The organism is Prescottella equi, assembly GCF_002094305.1.
Classification (GTDB): domain Bacteria; phylum Actinomycetota; class Actinomycetes; order Mycobacteriales; family Mycobacteriaceae; genus Prescottella; species Prescottella equi.
The window spans coordinates 35,930-51,417 of record NZ_LWTX01000010.1; the positions used below are offsets into that span (position 1 = coordinate 35,930).

The window sequence follows — 15,488 nt, forward strand, 5'->3', positions numbered from 1 at the left end:
GGGGCCGGTCCCGGCCTGACGAGAGACCGGGGGACAGGTGCCGCCACGCATCGGCGCCTGCCCCTCGCCCCGCTTGCCGGCGATCCGGCGGTCAGGCGTCGTATTTGTAGAAGCCCTCACCCGACGCGACGCCGAGCTTGCCCTTGTCGATGTAGTTCTCCTTGAGCCACACCGCCAGCTTCTGCGCGTCCTCGTCACCGTGCGACATGATGTTGTACGGCGTCGTGAGGCCGATGATGTCGAATATCTGGAACGGACCGAGGGGCGCGCCGGTCGCGATCTTCCAGGTCTTGTCGACGTCCTCCGGTTGCGCGTAGCCGCCGGCGGCGAGGGCGGCGGCCGAGTTGAGGAACGGCACCAGCAGCGAGTTCAGGACGTAGCCCGACTTCTCCTTGTGCAGTTCGATCGGGACCATGCCGATCTCGGTGGCGAACTCGACGACGGTGCGGAACACCTCGGGATCGGTCCGCTCCGTGCCCATCACTTCCGCGGTGTTGAACCGCCACACCCGGTTCGCGAAGTGCAGCGCGAGGAAGCGGTCGGGACGGCCGGTGGCCTCGGCGAGGTCGCTCGGCAACAGCGTCGACGAGTTCGTCGCGAAGATGGTCCGCTCCGGCGCGGCGGCACCGATCCTGCGGTACGTGTCCTGCTTGAGGGACAGGATCTCCGGGATCGCCTCGATGACCAGATCGGCGTCGGCCACGGCCGCGTCCAGATCGGACGTCAGCGTCAGCCGGTCCAGGGTGGCGTCGGCGCTGCCGTCGTCGGCGCCGGGAACCTCCTGCCGATAGGTGTCGACCAGGCCGGCGAAGCGACCGCGCGCGGCGTCGAGCGCCTTGTCGTCGATGTCGTACGAGGTGACGTCGAATCCCTTGAAAGCCGTCTGGAAGGCGATCTGGGAACCCAGAACTCCCGCGCCCAGTACGGTGACCTTTCGAATGTCCGTCATGAAACCTCCAGGCTCTCGTGCGGCCGAATCGGGCGCCGGCCGGTTCCCTTCGACCCTATCCCCGCCGACCGGGGGCGGGCGTACCGTCGGGGTATGAGCGCTGTCACGAGCACAAGAATCGTCCTCGCGTCACGACCGCACGGAGAGCCGACTGCGGACAACTTCCGCACGGAGACAGTCGAATTGCCCGACCTGTCCGATGGCCAGGTGCTCTTGCGCACCGTCTATCTGTCGCTGGACCCGTACATGCGGGGCCGGATGAGCGCCGCCGAGTCCTACGCCGATCCCGTAGAGGTGGGCGACGTCATGGTAGGTGGGACGGTCTCCCGGGTTCTCGAGTCACGGAACCCGCGCATCGCCGCCGGCACCTACGTCCTCGGGTACACCGGGTGGCAGACGCACGCCGTGGTCGACGGTGACACCGTCCGGCCCCTCGACCCGGACCGTGCCCCGCTGTCCACCGCGCTCGGGGTGCTCGGAATGCCCGGATTCACGGCGTATTCGGGGCTGCTGAAGATCGGCAGCCCGCAGGCCGGGGAGACCGTCGTGGTGGCGGCCGCGGCCGGGCCGGTGGGCTCTGCGGTCGGGCAGATCGCGCAGATCCACGGCGCCCGTGCCGTCGGCATCGCCGGCGGCCCCGACAAGTGCGCGTACGTGCGCGACGAACTCGGGTTCGACGCCGCCGTCGACCACCGGGCAACGGATTTCGCCGACCGGTTGCGTGCCGCGGTTCCGGGCGGCGTGGACGTCTACTTCGAGAACGTCGGCGGGCCGGTCACCGCGGCAGTCCTGCCGCTGCTCAACCTCTACGCCCGGATCCCGGTGTGCGGGTTGATCTCCCAGTACAATGCTGCGACAACTCCGGAGGGGCCGGACCGGTTGCCGGCGTTCATGGGGCTCGTGCTCACGAAGAGTCTGACGGTGCGCGGGTTCATCCAGTCCGAGTTCGTCGCGGAGATGTACGCGGATTTCGAACGCGACGCCTCCCGGTGGATCGCCGAAGGTCGGCTGAAGTACCGGGAGGACGTCGTGCACGGACTGGACAATGCGCCGTCGGCGTTCCTGGGGATGTTGCACGGCAAGAACTTCGGCAAACTGGTGGTTCGCGTCGGGCCGGAGGAGTGAGCGTCAGGCTGTGACACCCACCGGCTTGTCGCCCACGATCGAGATCCGGTCCATCACCCGACGTGCGGGGAAGTAGTCACTCGACGCGTAGTGCTGGCAGGTGCGGTTGTCCCAGAACGCGATCGTGTCGGGGCTCCAGTGCAGCCGCACCTGGAACTCCGGACGCTGGACGTGCCGGTAGAGCGCGCGCAGGATCTCGTTCGACTCCTCCTCGGACACGCCGACGATGCGTTGTGTGAAAACGGAATTGACGAACAGCACGCGGCGTCCGGTCTCGGGGATGACGCGGACCACGGGGTGGACCACGGGCGGGAAGACCGGACGGAGCATCTCGACGGTCTCGACCGGCATCCCGCGGCCGAACGAGTTGATCCAATCGTGCTCGGCCTCGAGATGGTCGATGCGCGCGCGGAGATCCTCCGGGAGCAGATCGTATGCGGCGCCCGTGTCGGCCCACAGCGTGTCCCCACCCACGTCCGGTACCTCGACGCCGCGCAGGACCGCTGCGAACGAGGGAAATTCGTGCCACGTCACGTCGTTGTGCCACATGTTCTCGACACCGGCGGCCATCGCGTCCTTCGCCAGGGTCGCGACGTCCGCATCGCTCTGGCCGGGCTGGGTGTACTTGAAGAAGGGGTGCTGCTCGAGTTCACCCCAGCGGGCGGCGAATGCACGATGATCGGCACGGTCGATGTCCTGGTCACGGAAGAACAGGACCTTCCACTCGAGCAGTGCGCGTCGCAGTTCCGCGAGCACGTCGTCGGACAGGTCGCCGGTCAGCCGGATCCCGGACACCTCGGCGCCGATGGTCGGGGTCTTCGGTGTGAGCGAGAACAATTCGTAGGGTCGGTCGTCGGCGCTCTCGGTGGTGCGTCGTGCGACGAGCGGGCCGACTGCGTAGAGGGGGTCCGTCGGACGCGGTTCGATGAAGGTCCGGAAGATGTCGGGATTTGCGGAAGCGGTCATAGCGAAACTCCTTGGGGATCGGTGTGTTCCGTCGAATCTGGAGTGCTGTGTGGAACGGATGTGGGGGCCTCGAGCACCGCGACGCACGTGTCGACCAGATCCGCGACGATCGCGGCGGTCTGCTGCTGCGTGCGGTCGCGGCCCTCGTGTGCTGCAAGAGTGGTCATTCCGAGCGTGACGACGGTGTCCGCGCGCCACTTCGCGATGTCACCGCGTGTCGGGCAGAGATCGATCAGCATGTGGTGCACTCGCCGGTAGGTCTCGGCCCGCAGGTGCTTCTGGATCATGTCCGCGAGCGCGGGGTCGAACAGGGCCTGGACGAGGAAGCGCGCGTACCGGCTCCCGGGTCGGCCGAGCGTCTCCGCCGCCAGCGGGCGGACGAGCGCCTCGACGGCCTGCCGAACCGTCGGCGGGCCCCCGAGTCGCCCGATCTCGTCCAGCAGTTCCTGTCGTCGTGCGTTGACCGGCGTCATGCGGAGCTCGACGAGCGCCTCTATGAGGCCGTCGCGAGAACCGAAGTGGTACTTGGCGGCCGACTTGTTGGCCTGATTGGCCGCGAGCTGGACGTCCTTGAGTGTGAGTGCGGGCATACCGCGTTCGGCGACGATCCGTTCGGCAGCCACGAGCATCGCCCTGCTGGACGTGTTCTGGGTCACATCGCAGACTTTAAGGCCGAAACCTTAACGGGTCAAGCGGGCAGGGCCTCCATGGTCTCCGAGGTCCCCGAGGGCGACGCGTGGGTCTGGAACGATGGCGTCATGATCTCCGAATCCGCCGAGCGGGCGTTCTCGTCCGTGGTCGGCACCGGTATTGCTCCGCTGCTGAAGTCACACGGGTTCAGGAAGCAGAAGCTGACCTTCACCCGCGATCGCGGCGGGTTGACCGACGTCGTCAACCTCCAACGGTCGGCCGGGAACAGTCACGAGTCGATCCGCTTCTACGTCAACTGCGGCGTCTACTCGGCGGAGTTCGCCCGGGTCGTCGGACGGGTTCCGCAGGAACGCCCGAAGGAGGTCGACTGCCAGTTCCGGCGCAGGATCGAACACCTCGCACCCGGGATCGGACCACACGTCACGGTGACCGCCGACACCGACGTCTCGGCCGTCGCCGAGCAACTGCGCGCCGCGCTCGTCGCCGCGCTGGACGTGCTGGGTGAGCTCGACGGCCCGGACGCCGTCGCCCGAGCCGCGGACTCCGACATCGACTTCGACGTGTTCCGGTACCGGCTGGCGTCGGGCGACGTGATCGGTGCGCGAGAGCAGTTCGCGCGGGCGCGCATCGAGTTCGGGTCGGAGGAGCGTTGGCCTCGCCTCGAGGCGCAGTTCCGGAAGGCGGAGGCCGAGTACGAGATCTCCGCGATCTAGCGGCTGTCGCGGAAGACCGGGTCCCGCTTCTCCTTGCGGGCGAGGGTGGCTTCCTCGAAGTTGTCGGTCATCAGTCGGATCATCAACTGGCCGAGTCCTTCCTGGTTCATGTGCTGCGCCATCGACGACGCGTCGAGGCTCGACCACAGGGTGCGCTTGGTGAGTTCGACGCCGGGCCGCGAGAACATGGCGATCCGCTGCGCCATGTCGAACGCCTCCTCGAGGAGATCCTCCTGCGCCACGACGCGGGACACGAGCCCGATGCGTGCGGCCTCGTCGGCGTCGACGTCGCGGCCGGTCAGCATGATCTCGAACGCCCGCGACGATCCGATCGCCCGCGGCAGCAGGTAGCTCAGTCCGAGTTCGCTCGCCGTGAGGCCGTTGTTGATCCCGGCCGCGCGGAAGTAGGCCTCGGGAGCGGCGAGCCGGATGTCCGCGGCCAGCGACAGGCACAGTCCGCCGCCGATCGCCGCGCCGTTGACCGCCGCGATCACCGGCTGGTGCATGCGGCGCAGCGTCAGGATGACGTCGTCGAGCAACTCCATCGAGCGGAGCGCGATCGTCGGTCGGGTCAGCCCCTCGATGTGGGGGATCGGGCCGGCCGATCGCTGGTCCGCGCCCGAACAGAAACCCCGGCCCGCACCGGTGATCACGACGGCCCGGACCGAGGTGTCGTTGCTGATGGCGTCGAGTGCCTCGCGGAACGGCAGCATCACGTCGAACGCCATCGCGTTCATCCGCTCCGGACGGTTGAGGGTCACCAGCGCGACGTGCTCACGCGGCCGTTCGACGAGGATGAAGCTCAAGGGAACTCCTACTGGCAGAGGGGTCGGTGTGCGCCGACCCTACGCCGCGGGAGCGCCCGATGTGCCCGTTCTTGCGGGACACCACGCTGCAACGGCACACACCTTCTGCCGGCATCACACACCTGTTCCCTGCAGAACGCGGGTGTGATGCCGACAAGGAGTGTGTGAACTCGCCCGAGGATTGCGCGTGCTACAGATGCCGCGGGCTACAGCTGGGCGTCCGACTCCGCGAGAGCCGAGGACTTGCGTGCCCGGTGCCGCTGCGTGAGCAACCCGAGCGCGAGGATCACGAGGAACAACACCGCGGTGGAGATCAGCTGTTTCCGGGCGTCCTCGTCGAACGCCATCAGCACCACGAATCCAGCCAGCAGGACCAGCGTGAGGTAGCTCAGGTAGGGGAACAGCCACATCCGGACCGTCAGCTTGCCCTCCCGCTCGAGCTTCGGGCGCAGTCGCAGGTGCGCGATGACGATGAACACCCAGATCACCAGCAGCGCCGCGCCGACGGCGTTGAGCAGGATGCCGAGCAGATCGTCCGGCAGCAGCCAGTTCAGCAGCACGCTGACGAAACCGAAGAACACCGACAGCAGCACCGCGTTGGTGGGGACGCCCGTCTTGGACAGCTTCGCGAGGGCCGCGGGCCCGTCGTTGCGCCGGGCGAGGGAGAACGCCATCCGCGAGGTGCCGTAGACGTTCGCGTTGAACGCCGACAGCAGCGCGATCACCACGACCAGTTCCATCAACCCGGAGACGTAAGGCATGTTCGCCCGCTCGAGCACGGCGACGAAGGGACCGTCCTGCAGTTCGGGATCGTTCCACGGCAGGACCAGAACCATGATGCCGATAGCGCCGATGTAGAAGACGCTGATCCGCCACATGACGGTGCGGACGGCGGTCGCGATCGATCGTTCGGGGTTCTCGGACTCGGCGGCCGCGATGGTGACGATCTCGATGCCACCGAACGCGAAGGCGACCACCAGCAGGCCCGCCGCGATACCGCTGAACCCGTTCGGCATGAACCCACCCTCACCGAGCAGGTTCGTGAATCCGACGGGATCGGTGTCCGGCAGCAGACCGAAGACCAGCAGGACGCCCACCACGAGGAAGCCGATGATGGCGGCGACCTTGAGGGCTGCGAACCAGAACTCGAACTCGCCGAAGTTGCTGACCTTCGCCAGATTGACGACGGCGAAGAAGGTGACGAACACCAGCGCGATCACCCACTGGGGTACGCCGGGCAGCCAGTCGTTGACGATCGCGGAGGCGCCGGTGATCTCGGCGCCCAGCACCATGATCAGCATGAACCAGTACAGCCAGCCCATGACGAAGCCGGCCCATTCGCCGATCCCGATGCGCGCGTAGTGCGAGAACGATCCGCTGGCGGGCAGAGCGGCGCCCATCTCGCCGAGCATGCGCATCACACACACGACGACGAAGCCGGCGATCAGATAGGAGATGAGGACCGCGGGGCCCGCTTTCGCGATCCCGACACCGGTGCCGAGGAACAGGCCGGCGCCGATGGCCGACCCCAGGCCCATCATCGTGAGATGACGGACCTTGAGGCCGTGCCCTAGTCGAACGGGAGTGTCGGTGGAGCTCACAGAATCCGAATCAGTCGTTTGCGTGCAGGGCAGCGTTCAGTTCGACGCCCGTGCCCTTCCACGGCACCACCTCGACGGCGCCGGAGACGGAATTGCGGCGGAACAGGATGTTCGACCGGCCACTGAGATCGGCCGCCTTGACGACGGTGCCGTCCGGGCCGGTGACCTTGGTGCCCGCGGTGATGTACAGACCGGCCTCGACGACGCAGTCGTTGCCGAGCGAGATGCCCAGGCCGGCGTTGGCGCCGAGCAGGCAACGCTCGCCGACGGCGATGACCTGCTTGCCGCCACCGGACAGGGTGCCCATGATCGACGCGCCGCCACCGACGTCGGAGCCGTCACCGACGACGACACCCGCCGAGATGCGGCCCTCGACCATCGAGCTGCCGAGCGTGCCGGCGTTGAAGTTCACGAAGCCCTCGTGCATGACGGTGGTGCCGCTCGCGAGGTGGGCGCCGAGGCGGACCCGGTCGGCGTCGGCGATGCGCACGCCCGACGGGACGACGTAGTCGACCATCCGGGGGAACTTGTCCACGCCGAAGACGGTGACCGCGCCGCGGATACGCAGGCGGGAGCGGACCAGCTCGAAACCCTCGACCGCGCAGGGGCCGAAGTTGGTCCACACGACATTGGCGAGCAGGCCGAAGAGGCCGTCGAGGTTCACGCCGTGCGGCTGCACCAGACGGTGCGACAGCAGGTGCAGACGCAGGTAGGCGTCGTGCGCGTCGACCGGCGGGGCCGACAGGTCGGTGATCGTGGTGCGGACCACGACCTGCTTGACCTCACGGGCCTCGTCGTGACCGGCCAGCAGCGCGAGGTCCGACGGAATGTCGGTGCCCTCGAGCGCGACGGTTCCGTTGTCCTCGTACTCGCCCAGTTCGGGGGCGGGGTACCAGGTGTCGAGGACCGTGCCCGACTCGGTCACGTTGGCGACGCCTACTGCAGATGCTCCCTGTGCACTCACGGGTGCACAGGTTACGCGAGTCGGCGGCAGGCTTCCTGCCCGGTGAGTCCGATTGTGATCATGCGCGCGTTCCGACCGGTCGGGGGCGCGGACGTGGCAGCGCCTAACCTGGAGACGTGAGTCTCCTCGATCTGCATGCCGACCCCATCGATCTCACCGCGGCGCTCGTGGACATTCCGAGCGTGTCGCACGACGAACGCGCAATCGCCGACGCGGTCGAGGAGGCGCTGCGGGAGCAGACCACGGGCTTCGAGGTGATCCGCAACGGCGACGCCGTGCTGGCCCGCACCGACCGGGGCCTGCCCAGTCGGGTGATGCTGGCCGGCCACCTCGACACCGTGCCGATCGCCGACAACGTCCCGAGCCGGCGCACGGTGGACGAGCGCGGCGATCTGCTGCACGGTTGCGGCACCGTCGACATGAAGTCCGGTGACGCGGTGTTCCTGCACCTCGCGGCGACCGTCGCCGACCTGGCGCACGACCTCACGCTGGTGTTCTACGACTGCGAGGAGATCGCCGCGCAGTACAACGGTCTCGGCCGGATCGAACGCGAGTTGCCGGACTGGCTGCGCGCCGACGTCGCGATCCTCGGCGAGCCCACCGGCGGACTCATCGAAGCGGGCTGCCAGGGCACCCTCCGGGTGCGGCTGAGCACGTCGGGCGTGCGGGCGCATTCGGCCCGATCCTGGCTGGGCGACAACGCCATTCACAAGTTCGCCCCCGTGCTCGAGCGGCTGTCGGCGTACGAGGCCCGGTCCGTGGACATCGACGGGTGTGTCTACCGCGAGGGCCTGTCCGCGGTGCGGATCTCGGGTGGGGTGGCCGGCAACGTCGTGCCGGACGCCGCGGAAATGGACGTCAACTTCCGGTTCGCGCCCGACCGCAGTGTCGATCAGGCGATCGACCACGTGCGCGAGGTGTTCGACGCGTCGGCGCTGGCCGGCCTGGAACTCGGGTTCGAGGTGACCGACAGTTCGCCCGGCGCGCTGCCGGGACTCGCCAACCCCGCCGCGGCCGCACTGATCGCCGCCGCGGGCGGGCAGTTCCGCGCCAAGTACGGCTGGACCGACGTCTCCCGGTTCTCGGCGCTGGGGATCCCGGCGGTCAACTACGGCCCGGGCGACCCGAACCTCGCGCACAAGCGGGACGAGCACGTGCCGGTCCAGCAGATCACCGACGTGGCGCACGTGCTGCGTGGATACCTGAGTGCGTGAACGCCTAGCCTGGGCCGCATGGCACCTGACAGGAAGACCGGCGCCGCCCGGCCCGACAGTTCGACGGTGAAACACCGCGGTCCGGTCATGCTGCGGCGCGATCGCAAGGCCGAGTCGACGAACGCCGACCGCAGACTGCTCGATCAGCGTGGACCGACCGACTGGGTGCACACCGACCCGTGGCGGGTCCTGCGGATCCAGAGCGAGTTCATCGAGGGCTTCGGGGCGCTCGCGGAGGTGCCTCGTGCGGTCACGATGTTCGGCTCGGCCCGCACACCCGAAGAGTCCGCCGAGTACGCGACGGCGCACGACCTCGCTGCCGCACTGGTGGACGCCGGCTTCGCGGTCATCACCGGCGGCGGCCCGGGGGTGATGGAGGCGGCCAACCGCGGGGCCAGCGAGAACGGGGGCTACTCGATCGGGCTCGGCATCGAGCTCCCCTTCGAGCAGCGCCTGAACGACTGGGTCGACCTGGGCATCAACTTCCGGTATTTCTTCGCGCGCAAGACGATGTTCGTCAAGTACTCGCAGGCGTTCATCTGTCTGCCGGGCGGGTTCGGGACGCTGGACGAGTTGTTCGAGGCGCTCACCCTGGTCCAGACGCGCAAGATCACGAGATTCCCGATCGTCCTGGTCGGGACGGAGTTCTGGTCCGGGCTGATGGACTGGCTGCGCAGTGCCCTCGAACCGTCCGGCAAGATCTCGCCCGGCGACATCGACCTCATCCACGTCACCGACAGCATCGACGAGGTGGTCCGCATCGTCGTGGAGTCGCAGCAGGGCGTGGACGAGGCCGCACTTCTGGGAGACGAGGACGAATGGTGAACGAGGACAGGACTGCCGGGAAGTTCGCCGTGTGCGTGTACTGCGCGTCCGGGCCCGTCGACGAGAAGTTCCTGCGGCTGGCGTCCGAGGTGGGCGCGGCGATCGGGCGCCGCGGGTGGCAGCTGGTCTCCGGCGGCGGCAACGTCTCGATGATGGGCGCTGTCGCTACTGCGGCGCGTGAGGCCGGCGCGTGGACCGTCGGCGTGATCCCGAAGGCGCTCGTGCACAAGGAGGTTGCGGACGTCGACGCCGACGAGCTGATCGTCACGGACACGATGCGTGAGCGCAAGAAGATCATGGAGGACCGGGCGGACGCCTTCGTCACGTTGCCCGGCGGTATCGGCACGCTCGAGGAACTGTTCGAGACGTGGACCGCCGGATACCTCGGGATGCACCAGAAGCCGGTGGTGATGCTCGACCCCGTCGATCACTTCCGGGGCCTGCTCGAGTGGCTCGAGAGCCTGAAGCCGCAAGGGTTCGTGGCGCAACGTGCGCTGGACGGTCTGATCGTGACGGGAGACGTCGAGACGGCACTGGACGCGTGCGCGGGGTGAAAGCGGTGCCGCTCCAGGGGTTCCGGGGACGGGTCACAAAGGTTACTGTGAAGTAAGAAACGACCCGTCCCCTCCCGACAAGGATGCCGATGAGTTCAGACGCCGCCGCTTCGACGATCGGTCTGGTGCAGTTGGCGCTGCAACTGCCACGCATGGCGACGGAGATTCCGAGCCTGGCTCGCGGCGCACTCGGCCTCACCCGCAAGCCGGACGCGCGCGAATCCATCGGCCGTGTCTTCCAGGACCTGGCGCGACGCCAGCCGGATCGGCCGTTCATCCGGTTCGACGGTGCCTCGATCAGCTATCGGCAGGCGAACGAGCGGGTGAACCGCTACGCCGACGTGCTCGTCCAGCAGGGCGTCGAGCGCGGCGACGTGGTCGGGATCCTGATGAAGAACCGTCCCGAGACGTTGCTGCTCACCCTCGCGGCCGTCAAACTCGGTGCCGTCGCCGGCATGCTGAACCACAATCAGCGGGGCGAGGTCCTCGCACACAGCCTGTCGCTGCTCGACAGTCGGGTCCTGGTCGTGGGGGAGGAGTGCGACGAGGCGATCTCGTCGCTGTCGGGGGCGCCGGACGCGGACACGGTGCTGTCCGCGGGCAAGCTGGACGAGCTCGCCGAAAGTGCCGACCCGTCGAATCCTGCTGTGTGCGAGCAGATCCAGGCCAAGGAGCGCGCGTTCTACATCTTCACGTCCGGCACGACGGGGATGCCCAAGGCCAGTCTGATGAGCCATTTCCGGTGGCTCAAGAGCATGTCCGGGCTCGGGGCGATGGGAGTCCGGCTGCGCCGCAACGACACCCTGTACTGCGCGCTTCCGCTCTATCACAACAACGCCCTCACGGTCTCGCTCTCGTCGGTCCTGTCGTCGGGTGCCACGTTCGCCATCGCCCGTACCTTCTCCGCGTCGCGATTCTGGGACGACGCGAAGCGCAACGGTGCCACCGCGTTCGTCTACATCGGCGAGGTGTGCCGCTACCTGCTCAACCAACCCGAGCGACCGTCGGACCGCGACAACGGGATTCGGCTCATGGTGGGTAACGGGCTCCGGCCGGAGATCTGGACCGAGTTCACCGAGCGCTTCGGGATCGACCGCGTCGCCGAGTTCTACGGCGCCAGCGAATGCAACATCGCGTTCGTCAACGCGCTCGGCGTCGAGCGCACCGCCGGCGTCTGCCCTCTGCCGCACGCGGTGGTCGAGTACGACCAGGACACCGGGCGGGCACGACGTGCGCAGGACGGGCGGCTGCGCCGCGTCCGCGTCGGCGAGGTGGGCCTGCTGCTGTCCAAGGTCACCGACCGGGCGCCCTTCGACGGCTACACCGACCCCGAGGCCACCGAAAGCAAGCTCGTCCGAGACGCTTTCAAGGACGGCGACTGCTGGTTCGACACCGGTGACCTCGTCCGCGACCAGGGCTTCATGCACGTCGCGTTCGTCGACCGGCTGGGCGACACCTTCCGCTGGAAGGGGGAGAACGTCGCGACGACCGAGGTCGAGGGCGCGATGTCGGCGCACCCGGCGATCGAGCAGTCGGTGGTGTACGGCGTCGCGGTCCCGGGCACGGACGGCAAGGCCGGCATGGCCGCGGTGACGCTCCGGGACGGACACGAACTCGACGGTGCCCGGCTGGCCGCGCACCTGTTCGACCGGCTGCCGTCGTATGCGGTCCCCCTCTTCGTGCGCGTCGTCGACTCCCTCGAGACGACCTCGACGTTCAAGAGCCGCAAGGTGGAACTGCGGGAGGAGGCGTACTCGTCGGATGTCGAGCGGCTCTACGTGCTGGCGGGTCGTAGGGACGGATACCGGCCCGCGTACGACGGGTACGTGCGTGAGGTGGCCGACGGGACCGCTCCCGGGGCGTAGTGAGACGTCGGTCATGCGAACATGGGGGCATGGCACCGCGCCCCGCCTCCGACAACGATTCGGTGACCTCGGCCCCCTGGGCACCCGGTCACGTCCTGCCCACGTTGTGCGGCAGGCCGGTCGCGACCGATCGTGCCCTCGTCATGGCGATCGTCAACCGCACCCCCGACTCGTTCTACGACCGCGGCGCGACCTTCTCCGACGAAGCGGCGATGGCAGCTGTCGACCGCGCGGTGGACGAGGGGGCGGACCTCGTCGACATCGGAGGGGTGAAGGCCGGACCGGGCACGCTGGTGGACGCCGCCGAGGAGACCCGTCGGGTGGTCCCGTTCGTCGAGGCGATCCGCGCGCGCTATCCGGACGTCATCATCAGTGTCGACACGTGGCGCAGCGAGGTCGCGCGCCTTGCGTGCGCCGAGGGTGCCGACCTCATCAACGACACGTGGGCGGGCGCGGACCCGGGTCTGGTGGAGGTCGCCGCGGAACTGGGCGCCGGCATCGTCTGCTCGCACACCGGGGGAGCGGTCCCGCGTACGCGGCCGCATCGCGTGCGGTACGCCGATGTGGTCGCCGACGTCGTCGACGAGGTGGTGCGAGCGGCAGAGCACGCCACCGCGCTGGGGGTGAAATCCGACTCGATCCTCGTCGACCCGACCCACGATTTCGGGAAGAACACCTTCCACGGGCTCGAATTGTTGCGCCGTGTGGAAGATCTCGTTAACACCGGATGGCCTGTCCTGATGGCCCTGAGCAACAAGGATTTCGTCGGGGAGACTCTAGGAGTGGAACTGGCGGACAGGTTGGAGGGCACTCTGGCGGCCACCGCTCTCGCGGCGGCCGGCGGCGCCCGCGTGTTCCGCGTCCACGAGGTTGCCTCGACCCGTCGGGTGGTCGACATGGTCGCCGCGATCATGGGAACACGGCAGCCCGTCCGCACCGTACGGGGGTTGGCATGAGCATCACCGAGGCGTCACGCACGTGGACGGACGCGAACAGCTGGGATCACCCGGAGTGGAGCATCGCCGAGCTCGAGCGCGCCAAGGCCGGACGGACCGTGTCCGTGGTTCTGCCCGCGCTCGACGAGGAGAAGACCGTCGCCGGAGTCGTCGACACCATCCACCCGCTGTTGGGAGGCCTGGTCGACGAACTGATCGTGCTCGACTCCGGCTCGAGCGACGCCACGGCCGAGCGGGCCGCGGCCGCCGGTGCGACGGTGATCAGCCGGGAGGACGCCGTGCCGGGCCTGCCTCCGGTCGCGGGCAAGGGGGAGGTGCTCTGGCGGTCGATTGCCGCGAGCACAGGAGACCTGATCGCCTTCGTCGACTCCGACCTCGTGGAACCGGACCCCGCGTTCGTCCCGAAGTTGCTGGGTCCGCTGCTCACGGTCGACGGCATCCACCTGGTCAAGGGCTATTACCGCCGGCCGCTGCGAGTCAGCGGCACCGAGGACGCCAACGGCGGTGGACGCGTCACCGAACTGGTCGCCCGACCCATGCTGGCGGCGCTGCGCCCCGAACTCACGTGCGTTCTGCAGCCTCTGGGCGGTGAGTACGCCGGTACTCGCGAGCTGCTGTCGTCGGTACCGTTCGCGCCCGGCTACGGGGTCGAGATCGGACTGCTGCTCGACACCTACGACCGCCTCGGCCTCGGCGCCATCGGCCAGGTCAACCTGGGGGTGCGCAAGCACCGCAACCGGCCGCTGTCCGAACTCGGGGTGATGAGCCGGCAGATCATCGGCACGATGCTGCGGCGCTGCGGCGTCGACGACACGGGTGCCGGACTGACCCAGTTCCTGGTGGACGGCGACTCGTTCGTGCCGGCGTACACGGACGTCTCGCTGGCGGATCGGCCGCCGATGAACACGGTCCGGCCGTGACCGCTCACTCCTGACGGCCGGTGTCGGGGGTTCGTGACAGGATCGGGGCATGCTGACGGTCCTGATCTACCTGTTGGTCATGGTGCTCGTCGGTGGCCTGCTGTTCCTCGGCGCGAGCGCCGTGTTCGGTCGTTCCGAGGAATTGCCGCCGCTGCCGCCGGGGACCACCGCGACGGTGCTGCCTGCCGAGGACGTCACCGCGGCGGACGTGAAGGCGTTGCGGTTCCAGCAGACGTTGCGCGGCTACAAGGCGAGCGAGGTCGACTGGGCGCTGGACCGCCTGGGGCGGGAAATCGACTCGCTGCGAGCACAATTGGCGGCCCGTGACGCGGGTGCCGGTGCCGCCGGCCAAGCGGGGGACCCGGAGGTGCCACGATGACGCTCGACGAGCGGTCGCGCTGCCCGTGGGCGGTCGACTCCGCAGGCTCCCGGCTCTACACCGACTACCACGACCTCGAGTGGGGGCAGCCGCTGCACGGCCGCGACGAGCTGTTCGAGCGCCTGTGCCTGGAGGCGTTCCAGTCGGGACTGTCGTGGATCACGATCCTGCGCAAGCGCGAAGCGTTCCGGAAGGCCTTCGACGGGTTCGACCCCGAAAGAGTGGCGGTCTACCGCGAGGCAGACGTCGAACGTCTGCTGGGCGATGCCGGGATCGTCCGCAACCGCGCGAAGATCGAGGCCGTCATCGGGAACGCGCGCGCCGTCCTCGACCTGTCCGGCACGGACCTCGACACGCTGCTGTGGTCGTTCGCACCGCCGCGGCGCGCCAGGCGCCTGGACCGAGTCGAGGACGTTCCGGCCGTCACCCCCGAGTCCACGGCGATGGCGAAGGAGCTGAAGCGTCGCGGCTTCCGTTTCGTGGGCCCTACCACTGCGTATGCGCTCATGCAGGCCACCGGGATGGTGGACGATCACCTCGCGTCGTGCTGGGTCGAACCGGGCTCGTGAGGGCGCCGGATTCGAGGGGTTTTGTGCCTCAGCTACCCGGCAACCCACTCGATAGGGAAGAATGGACCAGGAGCCTCGCTAATTGCTGGCGGGGCAAACGGTAACCCGAGGCGCTAGCGGAGTCCGGCGCAGATTTGGAGGGAGCAGAGGATGGCGGCCATGAAGCCCCGGACCGGGGACGGTCCCCTCGAGGCAACCAAAGAGGGACGAGGAATCGTCATGAGGGTTCCACTCGAGGGCGGTGGACGTCTGGTCGTCGAACTGACCCCGGAAGAGGCTGCGGCGCTGGGGGACGAACTCAAGGGTGTCACCAGCTGATCGGTGCATCCCTCCGCGGTGTCTCGGCCGGGTCGGCTCACGATTGTCAGTGAGACAACCCGGCCGATGCCTGTGTGGCGATCGTCGCGCGGTGGCTCGAACGACGGATCTGG

General features: G+C 68.3%; 17 protein-coding genes. 11 read left to right on the plus strand and 6 right to left on the minus strand.

Features of this window, described 5'->3' with window-relative positions; all coding sequences use genetic code 11:
- Nucleotides 1-91: 91 nt before the first annotated feature.
- Nucleotides 92-949 (minus strand): 3-hydroxyacyl-CoA dehydrogenase, encoded by an 858-nt coding sequence (locus A6I89_RS20605; RefSeq protein WP_013415382.1) that lies wholly within the window; start codon nucleotides 947-949, stop codon nucleotides 92-94.
- 93 nt (nucleotides 950-1,042) lie between these two features.
- Here A6I89_RS20605 and A6I89_RS20610 point away from each other — a divergent pair, with 93 nt between their 5' ends.
- Nucleotides 1,043-2,074: an NADP-dependent oxidoreductase gene (locus tag A6I89_RS20610; protein WP_044990708.1), complete on the plus strand. Its 1,032-nt coding sequence runs from the start codon at nucleotides 1,043-1,045 to the stop codon at nucleotides 2,072-2,074.
- A 3-nt stretch (nucleotides 2,075-2,077) separates the two neighbouring features.
- Here A6I89_RS20610 and A6I89_RS20615 read toward each other — a convergent pair whose 3' ends face one another.
- Together A6I89_RS20615 and A6I89_RS20620 are read right to left on the minus strand one after the other, a co-directional pair.
- The gene (locus tag A6I89_RS20615) at nucleotides 2,078-3,040 is read right to left on the minus strand and encodes a TauD/TfdA dioxygenase family protein (RefSeq protein WP_005514481.1); all 963 of its coding nucleotides are present in this window, start codon (nucleotides 3,038-3,040) and stop codon (nucleotides 2,078-2,080) included.
- Nucleotides 3,037-3,669: a TetR/AcrR family transcriptional regulator gene (locus tag A6I89_RS20620; protein ID WP_044990721.1), complete on the minus strand. Its 633-nt coding sequence runs from the start codon at nucleotides 3,667-3,669 to the stop codon at nucleotides 3,037-3,039. The genes A6I89_RS20615 and A6I89_RS20620 overlap by 4 nt, the downstream gene beginning before the upstream one ends.
- A 129-nt stretch (nucleotides 3,670-3,798) precedes the next feature.
- Between A6I89_RS20620 and A6I89_RS20625 the strand changes: the two genes are divergently transcribed.
- Nucleotides 3,799-4,404: a DUF4304 domain-containing protein gene (locus A6I89_RS20625; protein ID WP_232244703.1), complete on the plus strand. Its 606-nt coding sequence runs from the start codon at nucleotides 3,799-3,801 to the stop codon at nucleotides 4,402-4,404.
- Here A6I89_RS20625 and A6I89_RS20630 read toward each other — a convergent pair.
- The 3 genes from A6I89_RS20630 to dapD all read right to left on the minus strand — a co-directional run bounded on the left by A6I89_RS20630 (nucleotide 4,401) and on the right by dapD (nucleotide 7,775).
- Nucleotides 4,401-5,210 (minus strand): enoyl-CoA hydratase, encoded by an 810-nt coding sequence (locus A6I89_RS20630; RefSeq protein WP_022594846.1) that lies wholly within the window; start codon nucleotides 5,208-5,210, stop codon nucleotides 4,401-4,403. The genes A6I89_RS20625 and A6I89_RS20630 overlap by 4 nt on opposite strands.
- A 206-nt stretch (nucleotides 5,211-5,416) precedes the next feature.
- Nucleotides 5,417-6,811 (minus strand): amino acid permease, encoded by a 1,395-nt coding sequence (locus A6I89_RS20635; protein WP_044990711.1) that lies wholly within the window; start codon nucleotides 6,809-6,811, stop codon nucleotides 5,417-5,419.
- A gap of 10 nt (nucleotides 6,812-6,821) precedes the next feature.
- Entirely contained in the window at nucleotides 6,822-7,775 is a 954-nt protein-coding gene (gene dapD, locus A6I89_RS20640) for a 2,3,4,5-tetrahydropyridine-2,6-dicarboxylate N-succinyltransferase (protein ID WP_037084456.1), read from the minus strand.
- 116 nt (nucleotides 7,776-7,891) lie between these two features.
- On the opposite strand from dapD, the gene dapE reads away from it, so the two are divergent.
- The 9 genes from dapE (at nucleotide 7,892) to A6I89_RS20685 (ending at nucleotide 15,375) form a co-directional block, all read left to right on the plus strand.
- Nucleotides 7,892-8,989 (plus strand): succinyl-diaminopimelate desuccinylase, encoded by a 1,098-nt coding sequence (gene dapE / locus A6I89_RS20645; protein ID WP_005514470.1) that lies wholly within the window; start codon nucleotides 7,892-7,894, stop codon nucleotides 8,987-8,989.
- Between the two features lie 18 nt (nucleotides 8,990-9,007).
- The gene (locus A6I89_RS20650; RefSeq protein WP_022594852.1) at nucleotides 9,008-9,814 is read left to right on the plus strand and encodes an LOG family protein; all 807 of its coding nucleotides are present in this window, start codon (nucleotides 9,008-9,010) and stop codon (nucleotides 9,812-9,814) included.
- Nucleotides 9,808-10,368, plus strand: coding sequence for an LOG family protein (locus A6I89_RS20655; protein WP_022594853.1), 561 nt, complete (start codon nucleotides 9,808-9,810; stop codon nucleotides 10,366-10,368). The genes A6I89_RS20650 and A6I89_RS20655 overlap by 7 nt, the downstream gene beginning before the upstream one ends.
- Before the next feature lie 83 nt (nucleotides 10,369-10,451).
- Nucleotides 10,452-12,233 (plus strand): long-chain-acyl-CoA synthetase, encoded by a 1,782-nt coding sequence (locus tag A6I89_RS20660; protein ID WP_044990724.1) that lies wholly within the window; start codon nucleotides 10,452-10,454, stop codon nucleotides 12,231-12,233.
- A 29-nt stretch (nucleotides 12,234-12,262) separates the two neighbouring features.
- Nucleotides 12,263-13,189: a dihydropteroate synthase gene (gene folP, locus A6I89_RS20665; RefSeq protein WP_005514466.1), complete on the plus strand. Its 927-nt coding sequence runs from the start codon at nucleotides 12,263-12,265 to the stop codon at nucleotides 13,187-13,189.
- Nucleotides 13,186-14,109 (plus strand): glucosyl-3-phosphoglycerate synthase, encoded by a 924-nt coding sequence (locus tag A6I89_RS20670; RefSeq protein WP_022594856.1) that lies wholly within the window; start codon nucleotides 13,186-13,188, stop codon nucleotides 14,107-14,109. The genes folP and A6I89_RS20670 overlap by 4 nt, the downstream gene beginning before the upstream one ends.
- A 49-nt stretch (nucleotides 14,110-14,158) precedes the next feature.
- A complete protein-coding gene (locus A6I89_RS20675) occupies nucleotides 14,159-14,488 on the plus strand; it encodes a DivIVA domain-containing protein (protein WP_005514464.1) in 330 nt (109 codons plus the stop codon).
- Nucleotides 14,485-15,057, plus strand: a complete 573-nt coding sequence (locus A6I89_RS20680) for a DNA-3-methyladenine glycosylase I (RefSeq protein WP_005514462.1) — start codon at nucleotides 14,485-14,487, stop codon at nucleotides 15,055-15,057. Before A6I89_RS20675 ends, A6I89_RS20680 begins: the two co-directional genes overlap by 4 nt.
- A gap of 150 nt (nucleotides 15,058-15,207) precedes the next feature.
- Nucleotides 15,208-15,375 carry a DUF3117 domain-containing protein gene (locus A6I89_RS20685; RefSeq protein ID WP_003931055.1) on the plus strand — a complete coding sequence of 56 codons (168 nt, stop codon included), beginning with the start codon at nucleotides 15,208-15,210 and terminating at the stop codon, nucleotides 15,373-15,375.
- Nucleotides 15,376-15,488: the final 113 nt, after the last annotated feature.

Excerpts from the sequence above, each read along its gene's own strand:
- A6I89_RS20620 (WP_044990721.1), bottom strand. The coding sequence starts at position 3,669 with ATGCTCGTGGCTGCCGAACGGATCGTCGCCGAACGCGGTATGCCCGCA.
- A6I89_RS20605 (WP_013415382.1), bottom strand. The coding sequence starts at position 949 with ATGACGGACATTCGAAAGGTCACCGTACTGGGCGCGGGAGTTCTGGGT.
- A6I89_RS20685 (WP_003931055.1), top strand. The coding sequence starts at position 15,208 with ATGGCGGCCATGAAGCCCCGGACCGGGGACGGTCCCCTCGAGGCAACC.
- A6I89_RS20660 (WP_044990724.1), top strand. The coding sequence starts at position 10,452 with ATGCCGATGAGTTCAGACGCCGCCGCTTCGACGATCGGTCTGGTGCAG.
- A6I89_RS20680 (WP_005514462.1), top strand. The coding sequence starts at position 14,485 with ATGACGCTCGACGAGCGGTCGCGCTGCCCGTGGGCGGTCGACTCCGCA.
- folP (WP_005514466.1), top strand. The coding sequence starts at position 12,263 with ATGGCACCGCGCCCCGCCTCCGACAACGATTCGGTGACCTCGGCCCCC.
- A6I89_RS20670 (WP_022594856.1), top strand. The coding sequence starts at position 13,186 with ATGAGCATCACCGAGGCGTCACGCACGTGGACGGACGCGAACAGCTGG.
- A6I89_RS20625 (WP_232244703.1), top strand. The coding sequence starts at position 3,799 with ATGATCTCCGAATCCGCCGAGCGGGCGTTCTCGTCCGTGGTCGGCACC.
- A6I89_RS20615 (WP_005514481.1), bottom strand. The coding sequence starts at position 3,040 with ATGACCGCTTCCGCAAATCCCGACATCTTCCGGACCTTCATCGAACCG.
- A6I89_RS20675 (WP_005514464.1), top strand. The coding sequence starts at position 14,159 with ATGCTGACGGTCCTGATCTACCTGTTGGTCATGGTGCTCGTCGGTGGC.
- A6I89_RS20650 (WP_022594852.1), top strand. The coding sequence starts at position 9,008 with ATGGCACCTGACAGGAAGACCGGCGCCGCCCGGCCCGACAGTTCGACG.
- A6I89_RS20655 (WP_022594853.1), top strand. The coding sequence starts at position 9,808 with ATGGTGAACGAGGACAGGACTGCCGGGAAGTTCGCCGTGTGCGTGTAC.
- A6I89_RS20610 (WP_044990708.1), top strand. The coding sequence starts at position 1,043 with ATGAGCGCTGTCACGAGCACAAGAATCGTCCTCGCGTCACGACCGCAC.